14 protein-coding genes and 1 pseudogene are annotated in these 19,485 nt (G+C 70.6%); 8 read left to right on the top strand and 7 right to left on the bottom strand.

Annotation, left to right across the window (positions count from 1 at the left end):
* Positions 1 to 208: 208 nt before the first annotated feature.
* From BM242_RS24995 to BM242_RS24980, 3 genes are all read right to left on the bottom strand, one after another.
* The gene (locus tag BM242_RS24995) at positions 209 to 517 is read right to left on the bottom strand and encodes a hypothetical protein (protein WP_093841201.1); all 309 of its coding nucleotides are present in this window, start codon (positions 515 to 517) and stop codon (positions 209 to 211) included.
* Positions 514 to 984, bottom strand: a complete 471-nt coding sequence (locus tag BM242_RS24990; protein ID WP_093841200.1) for a hypothetical protein — start codon at positions 982 to 984, stop codon at positions 514 to 516. Before BM242_RS24990 ends, BM242_RS24995 begins: the two co-directional genes overlap by 4 nt.
* 202 nt (positions 985 to 1,186) lie before the next feature.
* On the bottom strand, positions 1,187 to 1,525 hold the full coding sequence (locus BM242_RS24980) for a hypothetical protein (RefSeq protein ID WP_093841198.1): 339 nt from the start codon (positions 1,523 to 1,525) through the stop codon (positions 1,187 to 1,189).
* Positions 1,526 to 1,656: 131 nt separating this feature from the next.
* On the opposite strand from BM242_RS24980, the gene BM242_RS24975 reads away from it, so the two are divergent.
* Complete coding sequence (locus tag BM242_RS24975) at positions 1,657 to 2,496, top strand: helix-turn-helix domain-containing protein (RefSeq protein ID WP_093841197.1); 840 nt, start codon at positions 1,657 to 1,659, stop codon at positions 2,494 to 2,496.
* Complete coding sequence (locus BM242_RS24970; RefSeq protein ID WP_245834500.1) at positions 2,483 to 2,662, top strand: DUF397 domain-containing protein; 180 nt, start codon at positions 2,483 to 2,485, stop codon at positions 2,660 to 2,662. Before BM242_RS24975 ends, BM242_RS24970 begins: the two co-directional genes overlap by 14 nt.
* Positions 2,663 to 2,792: 130 nt before the next feature.
* Here the strand turns inward: BM242_RS24970 and BM242_RS24965 are convergent, their stop codons facing one another.
* From BM242_RS24965 to BM242_RS24955, 3 genes are all read right to left on the bottom strand, one after another.
* Positions 2,793 to 7,994 carry a DNA methyltransferase family protein gene (locus BM242_RS24965; RefSeq protein WP_093841195.1) on the bottom strand — a complete coding sequence of 1,734 codons (5,202 nt, stop codon included), beginning with the start codon at positions 7,992 to 7,994 and terminating at the stop codon, positions 2,793 to 2,795.
* Positions 7,991 to 11,044, bottom strand: a complete 3,054-nt coding sequence (locus tag BM242_RS24960; RefSeq protein WP_093841194.1) for a DEAD/DEAH box helicase — start codon at positions 11,042 to 11,044, stop codon at positions 7,991 to 7,993. The genes BM242_RS24965 and BM242_RS24960 overlap by 4 nt, the downstream gene beginning before the upstream one ends.
* A 126-nt stretch (positions 11,045 to 11,170) precedes the next feature.
* Complete coding sequence (locus tag BM242_RS24955; RefSeq protein WP_093841193.1) at positions 11,171 to 12,403, bottom strand: serine/threonine-protein kinase; 1,233 nt, start codon at positions 12,401 to 12,403, stop codon at positions 11,171 to 11,173.
* A 386-nt stretch (positions 12,404 to 12,789) separates the two neighbouring features.
* Here BM242_RS24955 and BM242_RS24950 point away from each other — a divergent pair, with 386 nt between their 5' ends.
* The 5 genes from BM242_RS24950 to BM242_RS24930 all read left to right on the top strand — a co-directional run bounded on the left by BM242_RS24950 (position 12,790) and on the right by BM242_RS24930 (position 17,991).
* Positions 12,790 to 13,227: a hypothetical protein gene (locus tag BM242_RS24950; protein WP_093841192.1), complete on the top strand. Its 438-nt coding sequence runs from the start codon at positions 12,790 to 12,792 to the stop codon at positions 13,225 to 13,227.
* Complete coding sequence (locus BM242_RS24945; RefSeq protein ID WP_093841191.1) at positions 13,224 to 15,284, top strand: hypothetical protein; 2,061 nt, start codon at positions 13,224 to 13,226, stop codon at positions 15,282 to 15,284. The genes BM242_RS24950 and BM242_RS24945 overlap by 4 nt, the downstream gene beginning before the upstream one ends.
* Entirely contained in the window at positions 15,281 to 16,087 is an 807-nt protein-coding gene (locus BM242_RS24940; protein ID WP_093841190.1) for a hypothetical protein, read from the top strand. Before BM242_RS24945 ends, BM242_RS24940 begins: the two co-directional genes overlap by 4 nt.
* Positions 16,084 to 16,452 carry a hypothetical protein gene (locus BM242_RS24935; RefSeq protein ID WP_093841189.1) on the top strand — a complete coding sequence of 123 codons (369 nt, stop codon included), beginning with the start codon at positions 16,084 to 16,086 and terminating at the stop codon, positions 16,450 to 16,452. The genes BM242_RS24940 and BM242_RS24935 overlap by 4 nt, the downstream gene beginning before the upstream one ends.
* Positions 16,453 to 16,611: 159 nt before the next feature.
* Positions 16,612 to 17,991, top strand: coding sequence for a coiled-coil domain-containing protein (locus tag BM242_RS24930; protein WP_139238438.1), 1,380 nt, complete (start codon positions 16,612 to 16,614; stop codon positions 17,989 to 17,991).
* A gap of 24 nt (positions 17,992 to 18,015) precedes the next feature.
* Here the strand turns inward: BM242_RS24930 and BM242_RS24925 are convergent, their stop codons facing one another.
* A complete protein-coding gene (locus BM242_RS24925; RefSeq protein ID WP_093841187.1) occupies positions 18,016 to 18,756 on the bottom strand; it encodes a hypothetical protein in 741 nt (246 codons plus the stop codon).
* A 523-nt stretch (positions 18,757 to 19,279) separates the two neighbouring features.
* Here BM242_RS24925 and BM242_RS24920 point away from each other — a divergent pair.
* Positions 19,280 to 19,485, top strand: a pseudogene (locus tag BM242_RS24920) (RICIN domain-containing protein); the annotation flags it as partial.

Here is a 19,485-nt window from a genome sequence, read left to right as displayed (position 1 = left end):
GGCACACTGGGTGACATGTCCTCCGCCTGCCTCTCCGCAGGGGTCGGCGAACGGGGATGCGCGGGGCGGCAGACCGCCCGGACGTCTGCCGGGTTCCGAGCACGCGGCCTTGGATCGCTGCCGCAGCGGCGTGGCCGGGGTCGAGAACACCGGTGAGACGCCGACACGGTCAGCGTCGCTGCCGGGCCGTCTGCTTCTCATCGGCTCGCTACGGGCCGTCGATGAGGTGCAGGGCGGTGGTCACCGCGTCGGCCGCCGGGCATGTCCGTCCGGTGCTGTCGGCCCATCCGCCGCCGGGGGCGGCCTCGCTGAACCGCACCCGGCAGCGGGTCCTCTCCATTTCTACGCGGAGCACGCGGCATCCGCCGTCCGCCAGGACCCGGGCGCTGTGGTCGTAGGTGGTCATGCTGACGTCGAGCCGGGTGCCGAGCGCGGCGGTGAACCGTGGCCAGGCGTCCTTGACCAGGTCCGGGTCGCCGGTCAGCAGGATGACGGCGGTCAGGTCGCGCAGGATCACCGGGCACTCCCGGAGCGCACTGCGGGGCCGAGACCGGTGGGCATGAGCAGCAGGCGGCGCGGGCGGGCGGCGGGTGTGTGGGCCAGGGGGCCGCCGAGCCAGTAGGCGGCCGGGGCGTAGGGGCGGACCAGCAGCGGATCGTCGAGAATCGCCGTGCCCCGCTCGACCGCCGGGTGATCGTGCGGCCTCGCGGGACAGCCGGGCTGATGCTGCGGCTGCCGGCGGGAGGGGGCACGGTACCCGGGCGGGCCGGGACGGTCCAGGGTCTGTCCGCTGCCGTTCCTGGGCCGGCCCGCGTCTGGCGCGGCCACGGCGGAGGGCCGGGCGGGGCGGCCCTGCCGCCGCCTGCCCTGGGCGGGCAACAGGGTGTCGAGCAGGCCGGAGAGAAGGCCGGAAGCCGTCGTGAGCACGAGCAGGCTCGCGACGGCAAGCGCTCCGCTCAGGGCGTGCGCGATAGAGTCGGGCATTGTCGGTCGGCTCCTTACTGATCGGCCATGCCCCGGGACCGGTCGCGTCGGTTGCCGGGGTCTTGCGCTGTGTGGCCGGTTTCCTGGTGGGGTTTTTCGCTGCCGGTCTGCCGCCGGCCGGTGAGGTTTCGCACGGCGTGCGCCTGGTAGATCAGCGCGCCGCAGCCGTGGCAGAGCCGGTCTCCGGTGGCGGGATCGGTGGTCAGTTCGCCGGTGTGCGGGCATCGCACGGTGCTTCCCCGTCCTCCCGGCCGGTGGCGGCGCTGCGGTCAGTGCCGTCCGGGGCCTGGAGCGCGGCCATGAGGCGCCGGCCGTCCCGCAGCCGCACCGCGGCGAGGGCCAGCGCGCCGGACAGCAGCCGCGCACCCTCCACGGTCAGCAGCGGCAGCCCGACGAGCGGCTGGCCCTTGGTCCCCCTGCCGACCGTCACCGGCCAGTCGGAGGCGCCCAACTCCCGGAGCTGCGCGCCAAGTCGCTCAGCCAGCGCCACCACGTCCGGGGGCGGGAGGTGTTCGGGCCGGTTGCCGATGTGCTCTGTCATGTGGTGCGGTACCTCCGTTGGCCGGTAGCTGTGAGTGGGTACGTCTTCACCATCGGCTGCATCAGAGGTCAGGACACCCCCGGGAACCACACCAAACGCGTTGGTTTGGGCGTTATTTGAAAGGCTGTTCGATGGAAGTCAACACGAACGGGACCCGCCTTCCCACGCCCAAGGAGACCCTGCGGACTACTCTCCGCTGCTTGCGGGAAGCCCGCGGCCTGAGTCAGGAGGCCCTGGCCAAGGCCATCGGCTACCCGCAGTCCTATATCCAGCGCGTGGAGGCGGGAAAGCAGAACCCGTCCGATGCGCTGGCTGCGAAGCTGGACGAGTTCTTCGGCACGGGCAAGCTGTTCAGGGATCTACAGCGCATGCACCGTTCAGGGCTTATGAAAGCCTTCACCTTGGACTTCCTGGAACAGGAACCCAAAGCGCTCCGCGTGCAGGTATTCACGAGCGGCATGATTCCAGGAATCCTCCAGATGGAGAAATATGCACGGGAGGTCCTGCGATGCACCCTCCCAGATCTTTCTCCGGAGGAGATTGAGGATCTGGTCGATATGAGAATGCAGCGAAAAGTGGCCTTGGAACAGGATGATCCACCGCGCTACTGGGCGATTATGGATGAAGCGGCGCTGCGCCGCCCCGTGGGAACGGCAGAAGAGATGGTACGTCAGTTGTCCTACGTTATCGATACGGTGGCCCGAAAGCCGCGCCTCACCCTGCAAGTTCTTCCTTTCTCCAGCGGAGTGCATCCGATGATGGGTGGTACCCTGCTCTTGCACACGAATAGGGAAGGGAAGACGGCGGCTGTCGTTGAGAGCTTCCGTACGGGGGAACCTATGGAATCGCCCGAAAAAGTGGCCGAGTTTGTTCAGCTCTTCGATGTGGCGTGCTCGAAATCCTTGCCCGAGGACGAATCCCTCGACCTGGTTCGTCAGTATGCGAAGGAGTACAAGAATGCAGCAGAATAGCGGCACCTGGCGCAAGTCGTCGTATAGCGGCGTTGAAAACGGCTGCCTTGAAGTCCGGGACGATGTCATGGAATCTGTGCCCGTCCGCGATAGCAAGGATCCGGAGGGTGCTGATCTCATAATCCCGAACGCCGCATGGCAGGCGTTCGTCAACCTCGTCCGCTGACACTACTCCTGCCCGCGAATGCACTGCGCTGGGCGTCAGTTAGTTAGTACCGGAGGGGGTGAGTGAATTAGTTGGAGCTGCCGGGAGCGGTCCTGATCGTTTCAGTTCTTGGGAGGCAAACTGCTGCCGATCAGCAATTAGTCGCCTCTCTGCTGTCCATCAGGCCCTGAAAGTGGGCGTGTGTAGCACGCATCTCAGCCTCTCGGTCAGCTTTGTAAAAAGGGGCCATGTAGCCGGACGGTGGCGGAATATTACTCGGATCGGCCAGATGGGCTAGGAGCTCCGAATAGGTTTCCTTCCTCTGTCCGTGCCCATAAGAGTGATGGTTTCCGGCAATCCTTCGCCCTTGTGCGTCAAAGTAGATTTCCTCATCTCTTTGGGCAAGGATGTAGTAGTGGGTTTTATAGATGGTGATCAATTGCTCCGATGTGATGCCGAGCCATACTGCAACAAGGGAGTCAATCTCAATCAGTGCCGCCCGGCGCTCGAATTCAGTCCTAAGGGGTGTGTCGTACTCCCATACGGGTCCGAGACCGTCTGATAGAGGACTGATCGTGGGCCAGTGATAGGCCCACTGCTCATCGGTTCGCCAGTCCTGTCGGTAGAGCTCACTCCATAGTGGGGAATAAGCTTCAGTAAGGCAGTTCAGTCGTAGGATTCGTAGAAGGAGTGCGCTCTCCAAGGGGTGGTCAGGCAAGGGCATGGGCATCATGCGAGCTTCACTGACTTGGAGGTGCCTCCGTCGGGTGATGCGCAGCAAGTAGTCCAAGGGAAGAGCAGCCCAAAAACCAGCACAGAGTGCAGTGAGGTGATTTGTGGGCAGCGCCATTGAATGAACGGTGTGTACGTGAGCAGGGCCAGGTGGGAGCAAAGCGGCAGAAAGGCTTCTCTCTGTGTCCATCGGGATCATCACGCGCCATGCCAGGCGAAAGAAATTTGTGTATGGCTGACCATTCCAACGGACCTGTGCACCAAGGAAGCGATTCAGTTCACAGGCACGTAGGTAATTGGTTCGCGGAATGGCGTTTCTTGGTAGAGATGTAAGGTCCCAGTCGGTATAGTCGTTCCGGTTTCGGAGTGGTGAGTTTGGTTGCTTCTCAAAAGGCGTTGCGATCCCGAAGTGGGGCCCTTGGAGAATCACTTCTTCGAGGCGTTGCGGTGTACTCGATTCCCAACGGATATATCCTTCCTGTTTTCCAGTGGCTTCATGATACCCAGGGCTGATATGGGGTTGGTGTGATCCCACGCGCTCCGTCGCTTGTGACAGTGAAGAGATCGCCCCTTCCTCCTCTGCTGTCACGGGATAGAGAAGCGGTGCCTCCCTGTCAGGTGAGACTCCTCCCGTCGTGAGTCTATTCCATTCCTTCAAGCGATTGAGATTGACTGTCACCAGACGGGCGCGGTGTGGTCGAACGTCCCAAGATCCTTTGTGTTTGATTCCTGGCAGGTCTCCCGAGCCCGAATGATCTAGGGAAGCAGTCAGTGTTTCAGGGGCAAACAGCAAACTTGCGTGAGGGAAATGTGGACGCTGTTTACGCCCATAGATGTTCATTGAGAACTGCAGGGTTTCCTTGTTCTCGCTAAAGATGTGCCTCTGGTTCCAGTAATGAGCGTGAAAACGGAGGCGTTTGTAAGTCGCTTCACGGAGAGGGCCTTCCTTGATGCCTCCGAAGTGTGTATCGGAATGAATTAGTCCGGTGATTCCCTGGAAGTTGCAGTTGGACCAAGTCTTGCACATAAACGCCCTATACAGGTCTGGGTGTGTGCCGACCAGGAGGGGGTAGGTTGTGCCATTTCCCAGGTATGCCGTCATGCCAGAATTCGTGGTCAGTTCCTGGGTGAAGTAGGCAAGTGCTGCACCATTATTACGGTGCAGCGTCTCCGTCTTGCGTAGTCTCCACTCTGCAATAGTGGACTTTTCGGTGAGGGAAAACCATGGCTCGGCCTCTGCCAGAACTACGTCCTCTTGCCAGCGAGGGCGAACCCATGGAGGGTTGCCGACTTGGAGATCATAGCCGCCATAGTTGGCAAAGATGTAAGCAAACTCTAGTTCCCAATGGAAGAAGCCTTGGCGGTCGGTGATGTCCTTGGCTGTTGAGGTCCAGGGGAAGTGTCCTTCGAGGTGGTGGGCGGCTTCCATGCCCATGAGGGCAGGGAGGTCGTCCTCGTAGGTGGACAGTTCCGTCAGGTTCTCGAAGTGGGAGACCAGGGAATCGCGCGGGACGTCGTGGGTTCCGACGAGGGCTTCGGCGAAGGTGAGCCAGTCGTCGAGGGTGGCCAGGGGGGTGGCCTTGCGGTCGCGGGGGTTGAGGTTGCGGCGGGTTGAGGGGCGTTTGCGGGGGGTGGGTGGGGTGAGGGTGAGCTGTTCGTTGTCGGGGGCGAGGCCGGGGAGGGCTTCGGATTCCCAGGTGAGGGGGAGGGCGTCGGCCGGCTCCGTCTCGGGGGCTGGGTCGGCGAGCTGAGGGGTGAGGGGGAGGGGCGTGGCGCGCTTGTAGACCTCGGCGGAGCCGTCGAGGAGGGCGGCGTCCTGGACGGGCCAGAACCACAGGGCGCACCAGGCGTCCATCAGGGTCTTGAGCCGCCAGTAGGGGGTGTCCGGTGCTTCCAGCTCGGCGCGGACTTCGTCGCGCTGGACGGCCACCTTGGGGCTGCGGAGCCAGTCGTCCTCGGCCCCCCACACGTCGATGCGGCGGGAGATGTCCCGTTCGGAGATCTCCAGGCGGCGGACGACGAGCTTCCACAGGTACTCGACGCGGCGGGCGAGGCCCTGGAGGCGTTCGGACTGCTTCGCGGTCGGGGTGCGGGTGATGGCCTTGCGCCAGGCGGCCAGCTTCTTGGCGTCCTCGGGGGCGAGGGCCTTGGCTTCCTTCTCGGCCGCGACGGCGCCCCACTCCTTCGCGGGGAGGAGGAAGTGGTGGACGGCGTTCTCCGTCACCGTGCGGAAGGTGCCGCTGCGGGTCTTGGACTCGGTCGTGGTGGTGGGGAGGCCGCCCGCCGCCTCGGAAAGTGGGAAGCGCTCCGGGGTGGTGCCGAGCCAGGCGGCCTTCCTGAGCTTCTCCGGCGGGTAGACCTCGCGCCGGCCGCCGATGAGGGAGTTGCCGCGTCGCAGGTGGAGCCCGTACCAGGGGGCCTCCATGCCCGGGTGCATCGTGTTGAGCCAGAGGGAGACCTCGGCGAGCTCGACGGCCGTGTCGTTGAGGTCCACGCCGTAGCAGTTGTGCAGCGCGATGTACGCCTTGACCTTCTGGAGTTCCACCGCGTACCGCTCGGTGTCGATCGTGGTGCCCAGCTCGGTCTGGCGGCGGCGCAGGTACTCGGCGGCCACCTGGTTGATGGCCTCGTTGAGGAACGCGCCCGAGCCCAGAGCGGGCTCGCAGATCTTCCAGTCGAGGAGTTCCCGGGCCGGGGTGGTTTCGCCGTCCTGGTCCAGGCGGTGTTGCAGGGCGAGCTGGACTGTGACCCGGGTCAGGGACTCCGGGGTGTAGTAGGAGGCGGAGGTCTGGCGGTCGCGGCCGGAGAGCCGGTAGACGAACGAGCCCGGGGCGTACCGCACCCATACCTCAGCCCCCGTGTCCTCGTCGCGGCGCATCACGCGCACCGAGTCGGGGTACTCGTCGGCCTTGGAGGCCGGGACGAGCCAGGAGCCGTCCTTGGGGTCGCCGTTCTTGGCGACCTCGTAGAGTTCCTCGTCCGCGATGAAGCCCGTGTAGGACATCAGGCCCTCGTACACCGCGCCGAGCTGGTTGATGCCGAGCTGGGCGTAGGAGATGAAGCCGCCGCGTTCGCCCTTCCTCCCCTTGGCGATCATCAGGTGCCGGAGCACCCGGTGGAGGGTTTCGTTCCGCAGCCGGGTGTCGAGATGGCGGGGCTCGCCGTTCTCGTCCTCGTCCACGCGCGGGTCGGGGACCGAGGCGCGGCCGATGAGCTGGATGGAGGACGCGTCGAAGAGGGTGGAGTGCAGGGGCTCGAAGCGCAGGCCCAGGTCTTCGGAGCCGGTGACGGCCTCGGCGGCCTCGCCGTGGGTGCGGCGCGGGCGGTGGCCCTGCTGGACCTTGGTGAAGAGCAGGTCCAGGGAGTCGTACAGGTGGAAGCCGCGCCGGGTCTTGTCGCCGACGAGAACCGGGTGTTCGGCGACGAGTTCGCCGAGCCGGGCCATGCCGTATCCCTGCTGGTACTCGGGGTAGTCCGAGGGCAGGATGCCCAGCTCGGGGCGGGCCTCGGCGTAGAGCAGGAAGAGGATGCGGTAGAGGTAGCGCAGTGAATCGCGGGTGAGCTGGCGGCCCAGCTCGGGGAGTTCCTTGACCTGTCCGGGCTGGACGCCGGCTTCGCGGATGCGGTCCAGTACCTCGTTGGCGATCAGTTCGACGGACAGGCGCAGTCCGTCGCGCAGCTCGCCGGAGACGCCGACCGCGTGCTTGGCCGATTTGTCGACGAGGGTGGCGAGCGGGTTCTCGCCGCCCTCCTCCGGGGTCCGGAGCGAGTCGGCGCCGAACAGGGCCGCGATGGTGTCGAGTTCGCCGCCCGCCTTGGTGTCGTTGCGCTCCAGCGCGGTGTCCAGGGAGACGGCCAGATAGCGGCCCTCGCCCCATACCGCGCGGTCGGCCAGCACCAGGACGCCGCCGGTGAGCAGCAGGACGTAGCGGGGCGGGTCCTCGGAGGCGAAAAGGTGCGAGGCCAGTTTGGAGCCGGTGGCCAGGGTGGTCTGGGCGTCCAGGACGAGCGGGTGGAGGAGACGGCCGGGTCCCTGCGGGTCCAGGGCGTCGTCCGGCTCGGCGGCCCAGCCGCAGTCCAGGGCGACCAGGCCCGGTTCGGCGTGCGCCACCCGTACCTCGTGCTCCTGGTCGGCCCGGCGCACGGTGAGGGTCTGCGGCTTGGCGTCGTAGCCCAGGGCGCGCAGCACCGAGGAGTTGAGGGCGGTGACGCGTTCGCGCCAGCGCGGATTGTCGTAGGTGGCGGCGTCGTCGGCGGCGAGGGCGGCGGTGCGGGAGGCCGAGGCGGTGGCGGTGCTGTCGTCACCGGCGGCCTCGGCGTCCGCCGCCGGCTGGGCGAAGAACGCGCGGGAGCGGAAGTACGCGCGGCGCAGTTCGCGCAGCCCGGCGCGGGGAGTGACCGGCAGGCCCTCGGCCTCCGCCTCCGCCGCCTGCTCCGCTTCCGGCCCGGCCTCCGCCTGCACCTTGGCCGCTTCGCCTGCGCGGGCGGCAGCCGCGGCGGCGGTCTCCTCGCGCTCCTTCCAGGCGGCCAGCAGACCGGACTTGAGGTCCTTGGGCAGGATCTCGGCGAGGTAGTGGGCGGAGAAGTAGTCGCCGCGGTTCACCAGGGAGTCGTAGGTCATCGTGCGGGGTCCTCCGGCAGGCGGCGGGCGTCGGCGACGGCATCGGCGGTGGTGTCGGAGTCGGGCGGCGGGGCCAGGACGGCGAGGAGGCGGAGCATCGGGCGGCCGGTGGTCAGCAGCGAGTCGGCCAGGCCCGCGAGGTTCTTCTTGGTCTGGCCGCCCGCCAGGGTGGGCTGCTCCCATGCGCCCAGGCGCTGCTTGTACTGCTCGATCGGTCCGCGCAGGGCCTCGTCCCACTGGTCCCGGTGCCGGTCCAGGAAGCTTTCGGCGGCGGTGAGCGCCGCCGGGACGGCCCGGCCCAGCCGGTCCAGATCGTGGCGGTGCTGCGGGTTTGCCATGCCGGGGCCGATCCCGGCCCTGCGCAGCAGGCCGACCATGTCGTCGGTGACCTCGGGGACGGAGGCGACGCCGCCCGGCGAGCCGGCAATGCCGGTGACGGCCATCCACTTCACCACGGTCGGGCGGCCGAAGGCGTTGGCGTAGACGCCCTGGACCAGGTAGGCGGGGGAGGGCACGTCGGCGGTGACGACCGGGGCCTGCTGCCGGCCGAGGCGGACCAGCACCTTGTCGGTCAGCCACTCCACCACCGGGTGGAGGTCGGTCAGCAGGGAGATGTCCGGCCAGCTCGAATCGGAGGACTGACGGGCGCGGAGCAGGGCCTGCTCGGCGAGGCGGCGGTTGAAGGTGACCAGCAGGCGCTCGTGCAGGCGCTGTTCGCGCCGGTAGTCCGGCGGCAGGGCCTTCATCCGGTGCAGCAAATCGGTGGGCGGACGGAAGGAGAGCAGGCCGGAGTCGGGATCGCGGGAGAAGTCCAGCCGGTCGGCGGCGTCGGGGTAGATCTCGCGCAGTGCCTCGTCGAGGAACTCGCGGGTGTCGGCGAAGAGCCGGGGAACGTCGGCGTGCGCCGGGGCGGGCGGGGGCGACGCGGCGTGGGCGGCGCCGCCCTCCGGGCCGGGCGCGGGATCGGTGTCGCCGACCGAGCCGAAGAACTCGGCGAGGAAGTCGTCGGCGGCGTCCGTCGCGTCCGCACCCCCGCCGGAGGTGCCCGGGGTCCGGGCGGCGAGGGACTCGTCAACCGTCCGGCCGCGCAGCAGGTCCTGGATCAGGGACTTCTCCTCGGCCTCCGCCCGGTACAGGCCGGACACGGCCTCCGCCGTGCCCAGCGAGCGGTGGGCCTCGTCCTCCCGCTCCAGCAGCCGCTCGGCGACCGTCCGGTCGTCCTTCGCCCCGGGCACCTCGCTGGTCAGGATCAGGGCGCGGAACTGCGGCGGACGGTCCTGGCCGTAGCGGTCGATACGGCCGTTGCGCTGCTCGATGCGGATCAGTGACCAGGGCACGTCGTAGTGGATGAGCTGGTGGCACTGGCGGTGCAGGTTGACGCCCTCGGAGGCGACATCACCGGTGAACAGGATGCGGACCGGGTTGTCGGCCAGACCGAAGTCCTCCACGCACTGCATCTGCTGCTCGTCGGACAGGCCGCCGTGCATGACGCGGGCCGCCCTCTCGGCCGCCCGGCCCCGGAAGCCGAGCGCGGCGGGGACGGTGCGGCGCAGCCATTCCAGGGTCTGCACCCGTTCGGAGAAGACCACGGCCCGGGTGTCGCTGCCGGGGCCGACGCCGATCTCCCTGAGCTGCTCCACCAGCAGCCGGAACTTGGCGGAGTCGGCCTCGGTCATGTCCCCGGCCAGCTCGCGCAGCCGTTCCAGCGCGGCCAGTTCGGCGGCGACGGCCGGGGGGCCCTCGCCCTCCGGGCCGGTGCCGCGCTGCTGGGCGCGCAGCGTGCGGATGCGGGTGGCGACGGTCGCCGCCAGGGCGACGTGGGAGGAGAGGAAGGACTTGAGAAGGGTGTAGGGGAACAGACGGCTCCCGCTCACCGAGGTCCGGCGACCGCCGGGCGGCCCCGGGGCCGCGCCCGGGGCGGTGTCGGGTTCGTCCGGCGGCAGCCAGTGTCCCGTCAGCTCCTCGAAGACGCGTTCCTCGGCCGGGGTGGCCGGGCAGTGCACGGAACGGCTCGGGCCGCGGTCGGCCCACTGGCCCTTCATCTGCTCACGCACCTCGGGGCTGATCTTGGTGCGCCGGATGAAGAGGTGCTCGATGTCCTTGGCCCGGTAGTGCTCGGGGTCGCGGATGGCCGCCGGGTCGAGGAGGGAGATCAGCTCGGCGAAGGAGCGGGCGTCGCCGTTGTGCGGGGTGGCGGAGGCCAGGATCAGTGCGTCGGTGCGCGGGGCGAGGAGCTGGGCGAGCTGGTTGCGCAGCGAGCCACGGTTGATCAGGTTGTGGGACTCGTCGAAGACCACGGCGTCCCAGCGGATGCGGTCCAGATGGTGCCGGTACTGGTCGGCGTTCTTCAGGGTGTCGATCGAGACGATGACCCGCTTGAAGGTGGCGAACGGGTTGCGGCCGGCCGGGATCTCCCGCTGGATGCGCTCGATGCCCACCGAGTCGAGCCGGATCAGCGGGATGGCGAAGCGGGTCCACAGCTCGTGCTGGAACTGCTCCAGCACATGCTGCGGGGTGACGACAAGGATGCGGTCGCCGCGCCCGCGCCGGATCAGTTCGGCCAGGATCAGCCCGATCTCCAGCGTCTTGCCCAGGCCCACCACGTCGGCGATGAGCAGCCGGGGGCGCAGGTTGCGGCCGGACAGCGCGAGTTGCGCGGGGCGGCGCTGGTAGGGGAGGGGGTCGAGCAGGAAGGAATCGGCCAGGGCCAGGCCCCGCTCGGACTGCGGCAGCGGGGTCTTGCGCAGCACCGCCTCCAGGAAGAGGCGGGAGCGGCGGAAGTGGGGGGAGTCGTCGGGAATCAGCTCGGTCCTGGCCGGGTCCAGCAGCTCGACCGGCTCCAGCCCGGTGAGAAAGACGGCTTCCTGGTCGCGGACGAACTCACTGACGCCGACGGCCTCGATGCGGTCGCCGTCGTGCGGGGTACGCCGGACATTGCGCACCAGCCACTCCTCGTCGCGCACGAGGATCTGCGCGCCCGGCGGGTACTGGGCCTCCTCGGGCCCGTGGGTACCGGCCGGGACGGCGGTGGCGGTCTGCTGGGCGGTCACCCGTGGTCTCCTGTCTGCTGGTGTCTGCCGGCGTCTGCGTGCGGCGGGGTGCCAGGACACCCTTGCCGGGGACGGACATGCCGGTCAAGCCGGTGTGCGGGTGCGTGCGGGGGTACCGCGGCGTGGTCAGAAGGCGGCACCGGCGGCGTACGCCTCGCGCAGTTCCCGGGCGGCCCGCCGGGCCTCGCGGGAGTGTCGCAGGTCCGATGTTCCGGGGCGGCCGTGCCGGGCGGACGAGGGCCGGCCGCCCGGCGGGTGACCGGGGTTGCCCGGCGGGAGCGGCACCTGTGCGGAAGCCGGGGGCGGGGCCGGGGCCGGGGGTACGGCCGTGCCGGTCGGGTCGCCCTGTTGCGGTAGCGGCGGCGCCGGCAGCGCGGGGGAGGAGGGGAAGGACGAGGACGAGGGGGGAACAGGCGTCCCGGGACCGGATTCCCCGGCTCCGGGCACGGCAGGCGCCGGTACGGCCTGGCCGGCCGTACCGGGTGCGGCGGTGAACGCGGTGAGGCGGCGGCGGGCCTCGGCCACGGTCAGGCCCTGCGCCTCGATAAGGGCGCGGCAGCGCCGGACGACCGTGGGCAGCGAAGGCCGGTCCGCCGCCCGGAACGCCAGCATCTCGGTCAGCAGCGGCAGCAGTTCCTCCGGTGCTCCGGACAGGTCCGGCGGCAGATCCGGGTCGGTGATCATGCCGAACACGATGTGTGCCTGCTCGGCCTGGTAGGGGAAGTGACCGGCGGCGGCGAAGAGCAGGACGGCGCCCAGGGCGTAGACATCCACGGCCGCTCCGAGCGGGCGCTCGCCGTTCGCCTGTTCCGGTGCCATGCACACCGGGGTTCCCACCACGGTGTGCGGGGCGGTGAGCGAGACGGTCGATTCGGTGAAGGCCGCCAGCCCGAAGTCGATGATCTTGGGGCCGTTGGGTCCGAGCAGGATATTGGCGGGCTTGAGATCCCGGTGCAGCAGCTTCTGCTTGTGCACGGTTGCCAGGGCCTCGGCGAGGGTGGCGCCCAGCGCCGCGGCGAGTACCGCCGGGAGCGGCCCGTGCCGCTCGACGTGGCGGCGCAGGTCGGGACCGGGCACGTACTCGGTGGCCAGCCACGGGCGGTCGGCCTCCGGGTCGGCGTCGAGGAGGGCGGCGATACGGGCACCCCAGACCGTTTTGAGTATCTCGATCTCCTGGGCGAACCGCTCCCGGCTCTCCGCATCCGCCACCGCCGGCCGGATCACCTTGACGGCGGCCGGTTCACCACCGGGCGACTCTCCCAGATACACCTGGCCCATGCCGCCGTGTCCGATCCGGCCCAGCAGTTCGAAGTCCCCGAGCCGCTCCGGATCTCCGGGACTGAGCGGAGCGATACGCACCTGAGTCCTCCCCGTCAGTGCCGTCGAAGGCGTGAACGTGCTCCCCCGCGGACCGTGCACGCCCGGCCACGGTAGTCGATCGGTGACCGCCGTGTCCGGGCCGGTGGGAGCTCGGGCGGAAGCCGCCGGGCGGCCGGACGGGCCGCGCCCGGAACATCGTGCTGCTCATACTCCTTCGGGAGCCTCACCCACACCGCGGAATATGATGGCATCTTCGATCGCAGAATATGATTTCGAATAAATGTGGCAGGCCGGTTTTCTGTCCCTCGATGCGGAGGCTCGGAGAAATCCCCTTACGGTGTGCGCGATGAAAGTGCGGAGAGCGCCGGGCACAGTGATGCGGCGTCCTCGCACGGTGAAAACGCAACGGGAGGGACGGACGAGACATGTCCGGTGAGTTGGCAACCGCCGGGGCGACGTGTGCTTCGGCACTGGTCACCGCCATGGCGGCCGACGGGTGGGGAAGCTTCCGCACCTGGCTTCGCCAGTGGCTGCGCAGGAACCGGCCGGAATCGGAAAGCCATCTGCTCCAGCGCATCGACGACGACCGGGAAAAGCTGCTGGAGCGGTCCGCCGCGCAACGCGAGAGGCAGGCGGGGAAACTGGAAACGGCATGGGGCGTGCGGCTCCAGGACATCGCCGATCTCGACGCGGAGGCGGCCAGGGAAATGCTGCATTTCGCGCAGGCCTGGATGTCCCGGCACCGCCCCGCCGGTGACGCGGCGCCACGCATGGTGCAGCAGCGGGCCGAGGCCCGTGGCCGTGCCAGCGTGGTGCAGATCGGCGGTGACCAGTACGGCGACGGAACGGGGCGCGGCCGGTGACCGTCCTCAGCCAGCAGGCGACCGCCTCCGGCAACGGGCTGGTCAAGCAGGTCGCCGGAAACAACACCGAATACCACGTCACGCAGTACCTGGGCCCGGGCCGGCTGACGCCGGTCCCGGTGGCCGACGACGAGCTCCGGATCGCGGACCACGCCTACGTGCCGGCGCCGGCGGCGGTCCTGCCGGAGGACGAGCCCGTCGCCCGGGCCGTCCGCGCGCTCACCGGCTCCCCGGACGGCAACGGGATCGTGGTGCTGGCCGGCGACCCGGGTACGGGGCGGCGCACCACCGCGCTGCGGGTCCTGCGGAAGGCAGGAGTGCCGGGGAAGCGGATCTGCGACCTGCTGCCGGACTGGGACACGCCCCGGGCGGCCCAGATCCCCCACGGCCCCGGCGACGGATACGTGCTCGACCTCTCCGACTACAGCAGCCTGCCGAAGGACTTCTACCGAGGACTGGCCGAGTACCGGACGGGTACCCTCCGGTCGGTGGTCCGGGGCCCGGCGGCCGTCCGGGAGGAACCCGGACCGGAGCCGGAAGAAGCCCGCACCCTGCTGGTCATCCTGGTCACGCACGGTACCTGGAACCCGGCGGAGGCACCCGCCGTCCCCCGGATCGAGCCGGCCCGCCCGCCGGCGCCGGAGGTCGCCCGGGCGCACCTGCGGCTGCTCTCCGAGGAGCGCCGGGAATGGCTGGAGCACGAGAAACTCGCCGGGCTCCTCGACGAGAACACCGCACCGCGGGACGCCGCCCGGCTCGCCCGTATCATCGCCGGCTGCCCCGGTGACGACCCCGGCCGCGCGGCCGAGCAGTACCGCAACTGGCGCTCCACCGTCACCACATGGTTCCGGGACAACGCAGGGCAGGCAGGGCTGCGGTACCGGGCCCTGATGGTCGCCGCCGCCCTCCTCGACGGAGCACCCGCCCCGGTGGTGCTGGCCGCGGCCGAGAGCCTGTACCGCATGGACGCCCAGGCACCGCCCGGCGCCCTGCTGGCCGGGCAGGACCTCCAGACCCGCTTGGACGTCATCGAGGCACAGCGGGACGGGGACCGGATTCTGCTCGGCAAGGCCCGTCCCGGCATTGCGCTGGGCGTGCTCGACCATGTATGGCGGGAACTCCCCGAGGTCCGGGAGCTGCTGCTGGACTGGATGGCGAAGATCAGCGAATCCGGCGGCATCGCCGTGCGTCACCTGGACCTCATCGCCGACCGGCTGACCCACCTGGCCGCCGGCCTGGCCGGCGAGACGGTCCTCGACCTCGCCCTCACCTGGATCGGCAAGGGCGGCGAACAGCACCGACGGCTGGCGGCCGGAGTCCTCGGCAGGCTCGCGACCCACCCCCGCACCGGCGCCGAAGTCCGCAGGCGCCTCTACGACTGGGCGCGGAACAAGGGCACCCCGGAAGAACTGTGCCGTGCCGTCGCCGAGGTGTGCGCCGGAGAGCTGGGCAGGACCTACCCGCAGGTGGCCCTCACCAGGCTGCGTCTGCTGGCCGGCCGCCCGGACGGCAGGGCGGCCGGAGCCGTCGCCGACGCCGTCCGCGCGCTGGCCGGCAGCAGCCCGGCCCGGCGGGAGGGCATGCTGGAAGTGGCCGTGCGGTGGGCCGAGGACGAGGACCCGGCGGTGCGCCTGTCCGGGGCGCGGGTCTTCCTCGCCCTGGTGGAGCTGCCCGGCGGAGATGCCGGGGCTCCGGCCGACGACTCCGCCGGGAACGACCGCCACGCGGTGGCCCGGTCGCTCCTCGCCGACCTGGCCGTCCCGGCCGCAGACGGCCGGGAACCGCCCGAGCGGGGCCTGCTGGTCCGCGGGTGGCGCGCCGCCTTCGGCCAGGAGCCGACGGCGGACCCGGCCCGGCGCGCCCTGGCGGCCTGGCTGGACACCCCCGACCTCACCGACGAACAGGCGCTCGTGATTCCCGAGGCGGTCCTGCGGGGCCGGCTCCACCAGGCCCGGCTGGCCGAACTGGTCCTGGGAGGTGACACCGAGACGGGACGCGCCCGCCGCCGGGAACTCCTCGACCGGCTGATCACGGCCCCGCTCCCGGCCGCCGCATGACGCCGGTCCCGTGGCAGCCGGCCCGGTCCCCCCGGGGGAACCGGGCGGACCCGGTGGGCGGCGGGCGCGGGCCCGCCGCCCGTGCGCTGACGCTCGCCCGGGAGCAACTGCCCAGCCGGGTCCCCGGGCTCCCCTTCACCGTGCGTGTCCGCGGAGCGTGGCGCCCGTCCGGCGGAGGGTCCGGGCCGGACGGCGACCCGGCGACCGTGGCCCGCCACCACCTCCGGGAACAGGTGCGCCGGATTCTCGCCGGCTGCTGCGTCCTCGAACCCGCCGCGGCGCAGGACGCGGTCAACGCCGTACTGATGTCATGGCAGGGCCCTGCGGGGGGAGTGGAGTACCACGGCCGGGCACGTCTCGCGGTAACCCGCCCCGTGCGCGCCCGCGCCCGCCGCCTGCTGCTGCGGGAACAGGCCGGCCACCTGGAGCGGCAGGAGACCGGGCGGCACCACGCGATGGTGCAGGAGCTGCTGGCCGACCCGGACGGACGCCTGCCGTATCTCATCGACCGGCATCCGGACCGGCTCGACAAGCTCTCCGTCCTTCTGCCGCTGCTGGAGGGCATCCGGCCGCCGCGGGCAGGCCGCCCAGCGGACCCGGCCCGCGAGGAAGCTGTGCGGCTGCTGGACCGAATCCTCGACGATTTCCGCACGCCGCCGCAGCGGGAAGTGCTGCTGCACGCCTTGGTCCGAGCGCTGACAGCAGTAGGGGCCGAAGAACTGGCCGACCGGTCGGCACGACTGTCCGCCCGCGCGGGACCGCACGCTCGGACGGCGCCGACCGCCGGGAGCGACACCGGATGACACAGGACACCTGGCGTTGGCTGCTGGCTCCCGTGCGGCAATGGCGCACCCGCCGGCTCATGGCACGGCACGGCCCGGCGCTCTCCTATCCGACGGCATGGGCGCTGATCACCCTGCACTCGTGCCCGCAGGAGGTTCCCCTTTTGTGTCAGGTGTTACGTGAAGCCGGCGTCCGCCAGGGCGAGGGGAGCATCGTCCCTGACGACTGGAGGCTGCTCGGCGCCCGGGAACGAGCCCGCCGGAGCCGCTGGCTGCGCCGTCATGGCTGTTCCCCCGTGCGGAGGCTGGCCATTGACGACGCGCTCATCCGCGCCGTCGGTCTCACCGTCACCGACTGGGGCCCTCCGGGTTCCGGGGAGGGGTGAGGCGTAACGGGGGCGTGGCATACTCTGTCCTCCGCTGCGCGGGCTCCGCCCCGCGCGTGCCCACTCGTCCCCGGAGCGGGCGCCGTGACGGTGCGTCGGGTGGGGCCAACGGCGGTCTCGGGTGCGGGAGGCGGGAGGCGGGCAGATCCCGGAGGGGCGATGAGCGGATCACTGATGTACACCACCGTGACGCCGGGCGAGGACGTCCTGCGGCAGCAGGCCGAGCGCCGGACCCTGCTGGAGATCGAGCGCCGCCGCCTGATGGCCGAGCGTTCCGCGGAGCGCAAGCGCCGCGACTCGGTCCGCAAGTCCGACCGGGTGCGCCGCACCGACGAGCGGGCCGCCGGCCGCCGCGGGCACGACGACGCCGAAGCGGGCGGCCGTTCCTCCGCCGACGAGGTGCGGGCCGCCGAACGGCGGATGGGGGAGGCCGAGGCGCTGCTGCGTCCGCTGCGCGCCCGGTTCGGACCCGACTGCCTGGCCGGGCTCGACCAGGATCTTTCCCTGCTGCGCAAGCGGCTGCGGCGCGCCGAGGCGGGCGCCCGGATGAGCGGCGATCTGGAGCGGGTCGAGGCCCGGGCACGGCAGTTGGCCGAGGCGGCCGAGCGCGACCTCGGCCCCGGCACCGAGCAGTCCCGGCCCGCCGGCCGGCACGCCCGCCGCCCCGAGCACGGCGAGCCGCCCGCCGACCGGGCCGCCGCCGTACTGCTGGCGCTGGCCGACGCCGAGCAGCGGCTCGCCGATCTGGAGGTCCGTGCCGCGGAGTTCGCCCCCGACGGCCACCGTTCCTGTGCCGGACTGCTCGACCAGTTGCGCACCGCCCTCCAGGAGGGCCGGCCGGCCCGCACCCAGGCCCTGCTCGGCGCGGTGACCCAGCGCCTCACCCATCTGACCGGCATCGTCTTCGAGGCCGAGCATGCCCGGGAGCAGGAGGCCGCCCGCCGCCGGGCGCAGGACGAGCGGGCCGCCGCCGAGCAGGAACGCCGCCGCCACGAAACGCTGCGCGAGGCCGCCGACCGGCTCGGCGCCGTGCAGCGCCATGTCCGGGACGCGCTCAAGACGGCCGCCGAGTTCCAGGCCGAGGCGCTGGCCGACGAGCTGCGGCTGGTCCTGCGGCGGGCGGACGACGCGCTGGACGCCCGGCGCACGGAGGAGGCGCTGGCGGCGGTGGCGGAGCTGGAGCAGCTTCTGCCGCGCACCGAGGCCCGGCTGGACGAGCTGCTGCTCGCCCGCGATCTGCGCAACGGCCTGGCCAGGGCGCTGCGCGGAGCCATGGCCGAGGAGGGCTTCCGCCATGTCGGCGGGCAGCAGAGCGGCCGGGGCGCGCTGCACGCCTTTCAGCAGCCCGGCGGCCGGCTCTACTCGGTGACCATCGGCAGCCGGCCGGACGGCACGGCCTATCTGGCGTACGGTGTCGAGGGCCTGCCGGTGTTCGGCGCACCGCCGGAGGACGAGCCCGAGGCCGTTCTGCTCCGGGTCCACAAGGCGCTGGACCGGGTGGGCTACCGTCCCGGCGAACTGCGCCACGGCGTCGGCTGACGGCATGCCGCGGCCCGGTCCGGGTCAGCCGAGCCGCCAGCGCAGTTCGTTCTCCTGTCCGGTGAACAGGCTGACCTCGGCCGGTTCGGCGTCCGCGGGCAGGAAGTAGGTCATGCAGATGACCTCTTCCACGCCGAGGGCGTAGTCGCGTTCCGCGCCGCCGGGCGGGCAGCCGCCGGGCAGTGCGGCGCCCTCGTCGCCGAGGTCGGCGCCCATCGCCTGCTCGCCGTCCGCGCTCCATACCGCGGAGCCGGTCTGCTTGAGCAGGTCGACGCCGGTCAGCTCCTCGCCGCCGACATGCACGAACGACATGAAGAGGTGCACCGGCCGCAGTCCGGCGAACGCCTCGCCGAAGCCTTCCGCGGTGAGGTCCTCGGGCGATCCGGTGTAGGTGTGGTGCACCAGGGCCCAGAACTCGGCGCCGGCGTGCGGGAAGGGGCCTCCCCAGTCGCCCTCGCCGAGGTTCTCCAGGGCGGGCTCCCGGCCCTCGAACTGTTTGTGCGCCAGGTCCGGCGGCTGGAACTCGTCCGTGTCCTCCCCGGCCGGCTGCTCCTGCCCGTCCTGCCCGTCCTGGCCGGCGGACTCCCCGGGGCTCTCCGCGGCGGCGGCCGGGGAGCCGCCGGCGGTGTCGTCCGCCGGCCCGCCGGAATCCCCGGACCCGCAGCCGGTGAGCGCGGTGAGTACGGTGAATATCAGTGCCGCCGACAGCGCCACGGCCGGCGGTGCCGTCCGCGGCCGGGCGGACCAGGATCCGCGTCCCGCCACGACATCCTCCCAAGTTCGACCCTCACGGTGATCTTTCATCACTCCGAGTGACCCGAGGTGAGATTAGCCAGCGGATCTGTGGGGCCGATGAGGGTTTGATGCGGGCCGGTGGCAGATGCGGCGGCTGTTGCGTGAAGCCCGGGGGGCGGTAGCGGCGGCCCGGCTGACGCCGCCGCTTGCCCTGCCGCGCTCCCGCGGCATGAGCGGGGAGGGCGGTTGAACGGGAGCCCTCCCTCAGGGGGGCGACGATGGAGGGCTCCCGTCTCACTCCGTCAGTTGCCGCGGAGCGCCGGAAGGTTGCCGCGGCGGTGAACTTTTCCTCCGGTCTTCCGGATGTGCAGGGTGTCTTGACCGGTACATGTCCAGGCGGTACGTTCCCCGCAAGAAATGAGAGCGCTAACAATTACCATTCGCACCGGTTTGACGCCTCTCATGGTTCTTTCCTCCGGACCTCGTCTCCGGAAAACGAAGGACTCGTCGAAGGGGCGGGCGTGGACGACGCCCGTCCGGAACGGGAGCCACCATGTATCCGCCTGTACTCCGCACCGCGCGGGGGCCGCTGGCCGCGCTGCTGGCCGCCGTCCTCGCCGCGGTGCTGCTCGTCGCCCTGCCCGCGCCGCCGGCCAGGGCCGCAACCATCGACACCGGCGCCTGGTATGTGCTGGTCAACCGGCACAGCGGCAAGGCGCTGGACGTCTACGACCTGGCCACCGAGGACGGCGCACCGAT

This window comes from Streptomyces aidingensis, assembly GCF_900112355.1.
Taxonomy (GTDB): domain Bacteria; phylum Actinomycetota; class Actinomycetes; order Streptomycetales; family Streptomycetaceae; genus Streptomyces; species Streptomyces aidingensis.
This window is presented reverse-complemented; position numbering and strand designations above follow the sequence as displayed.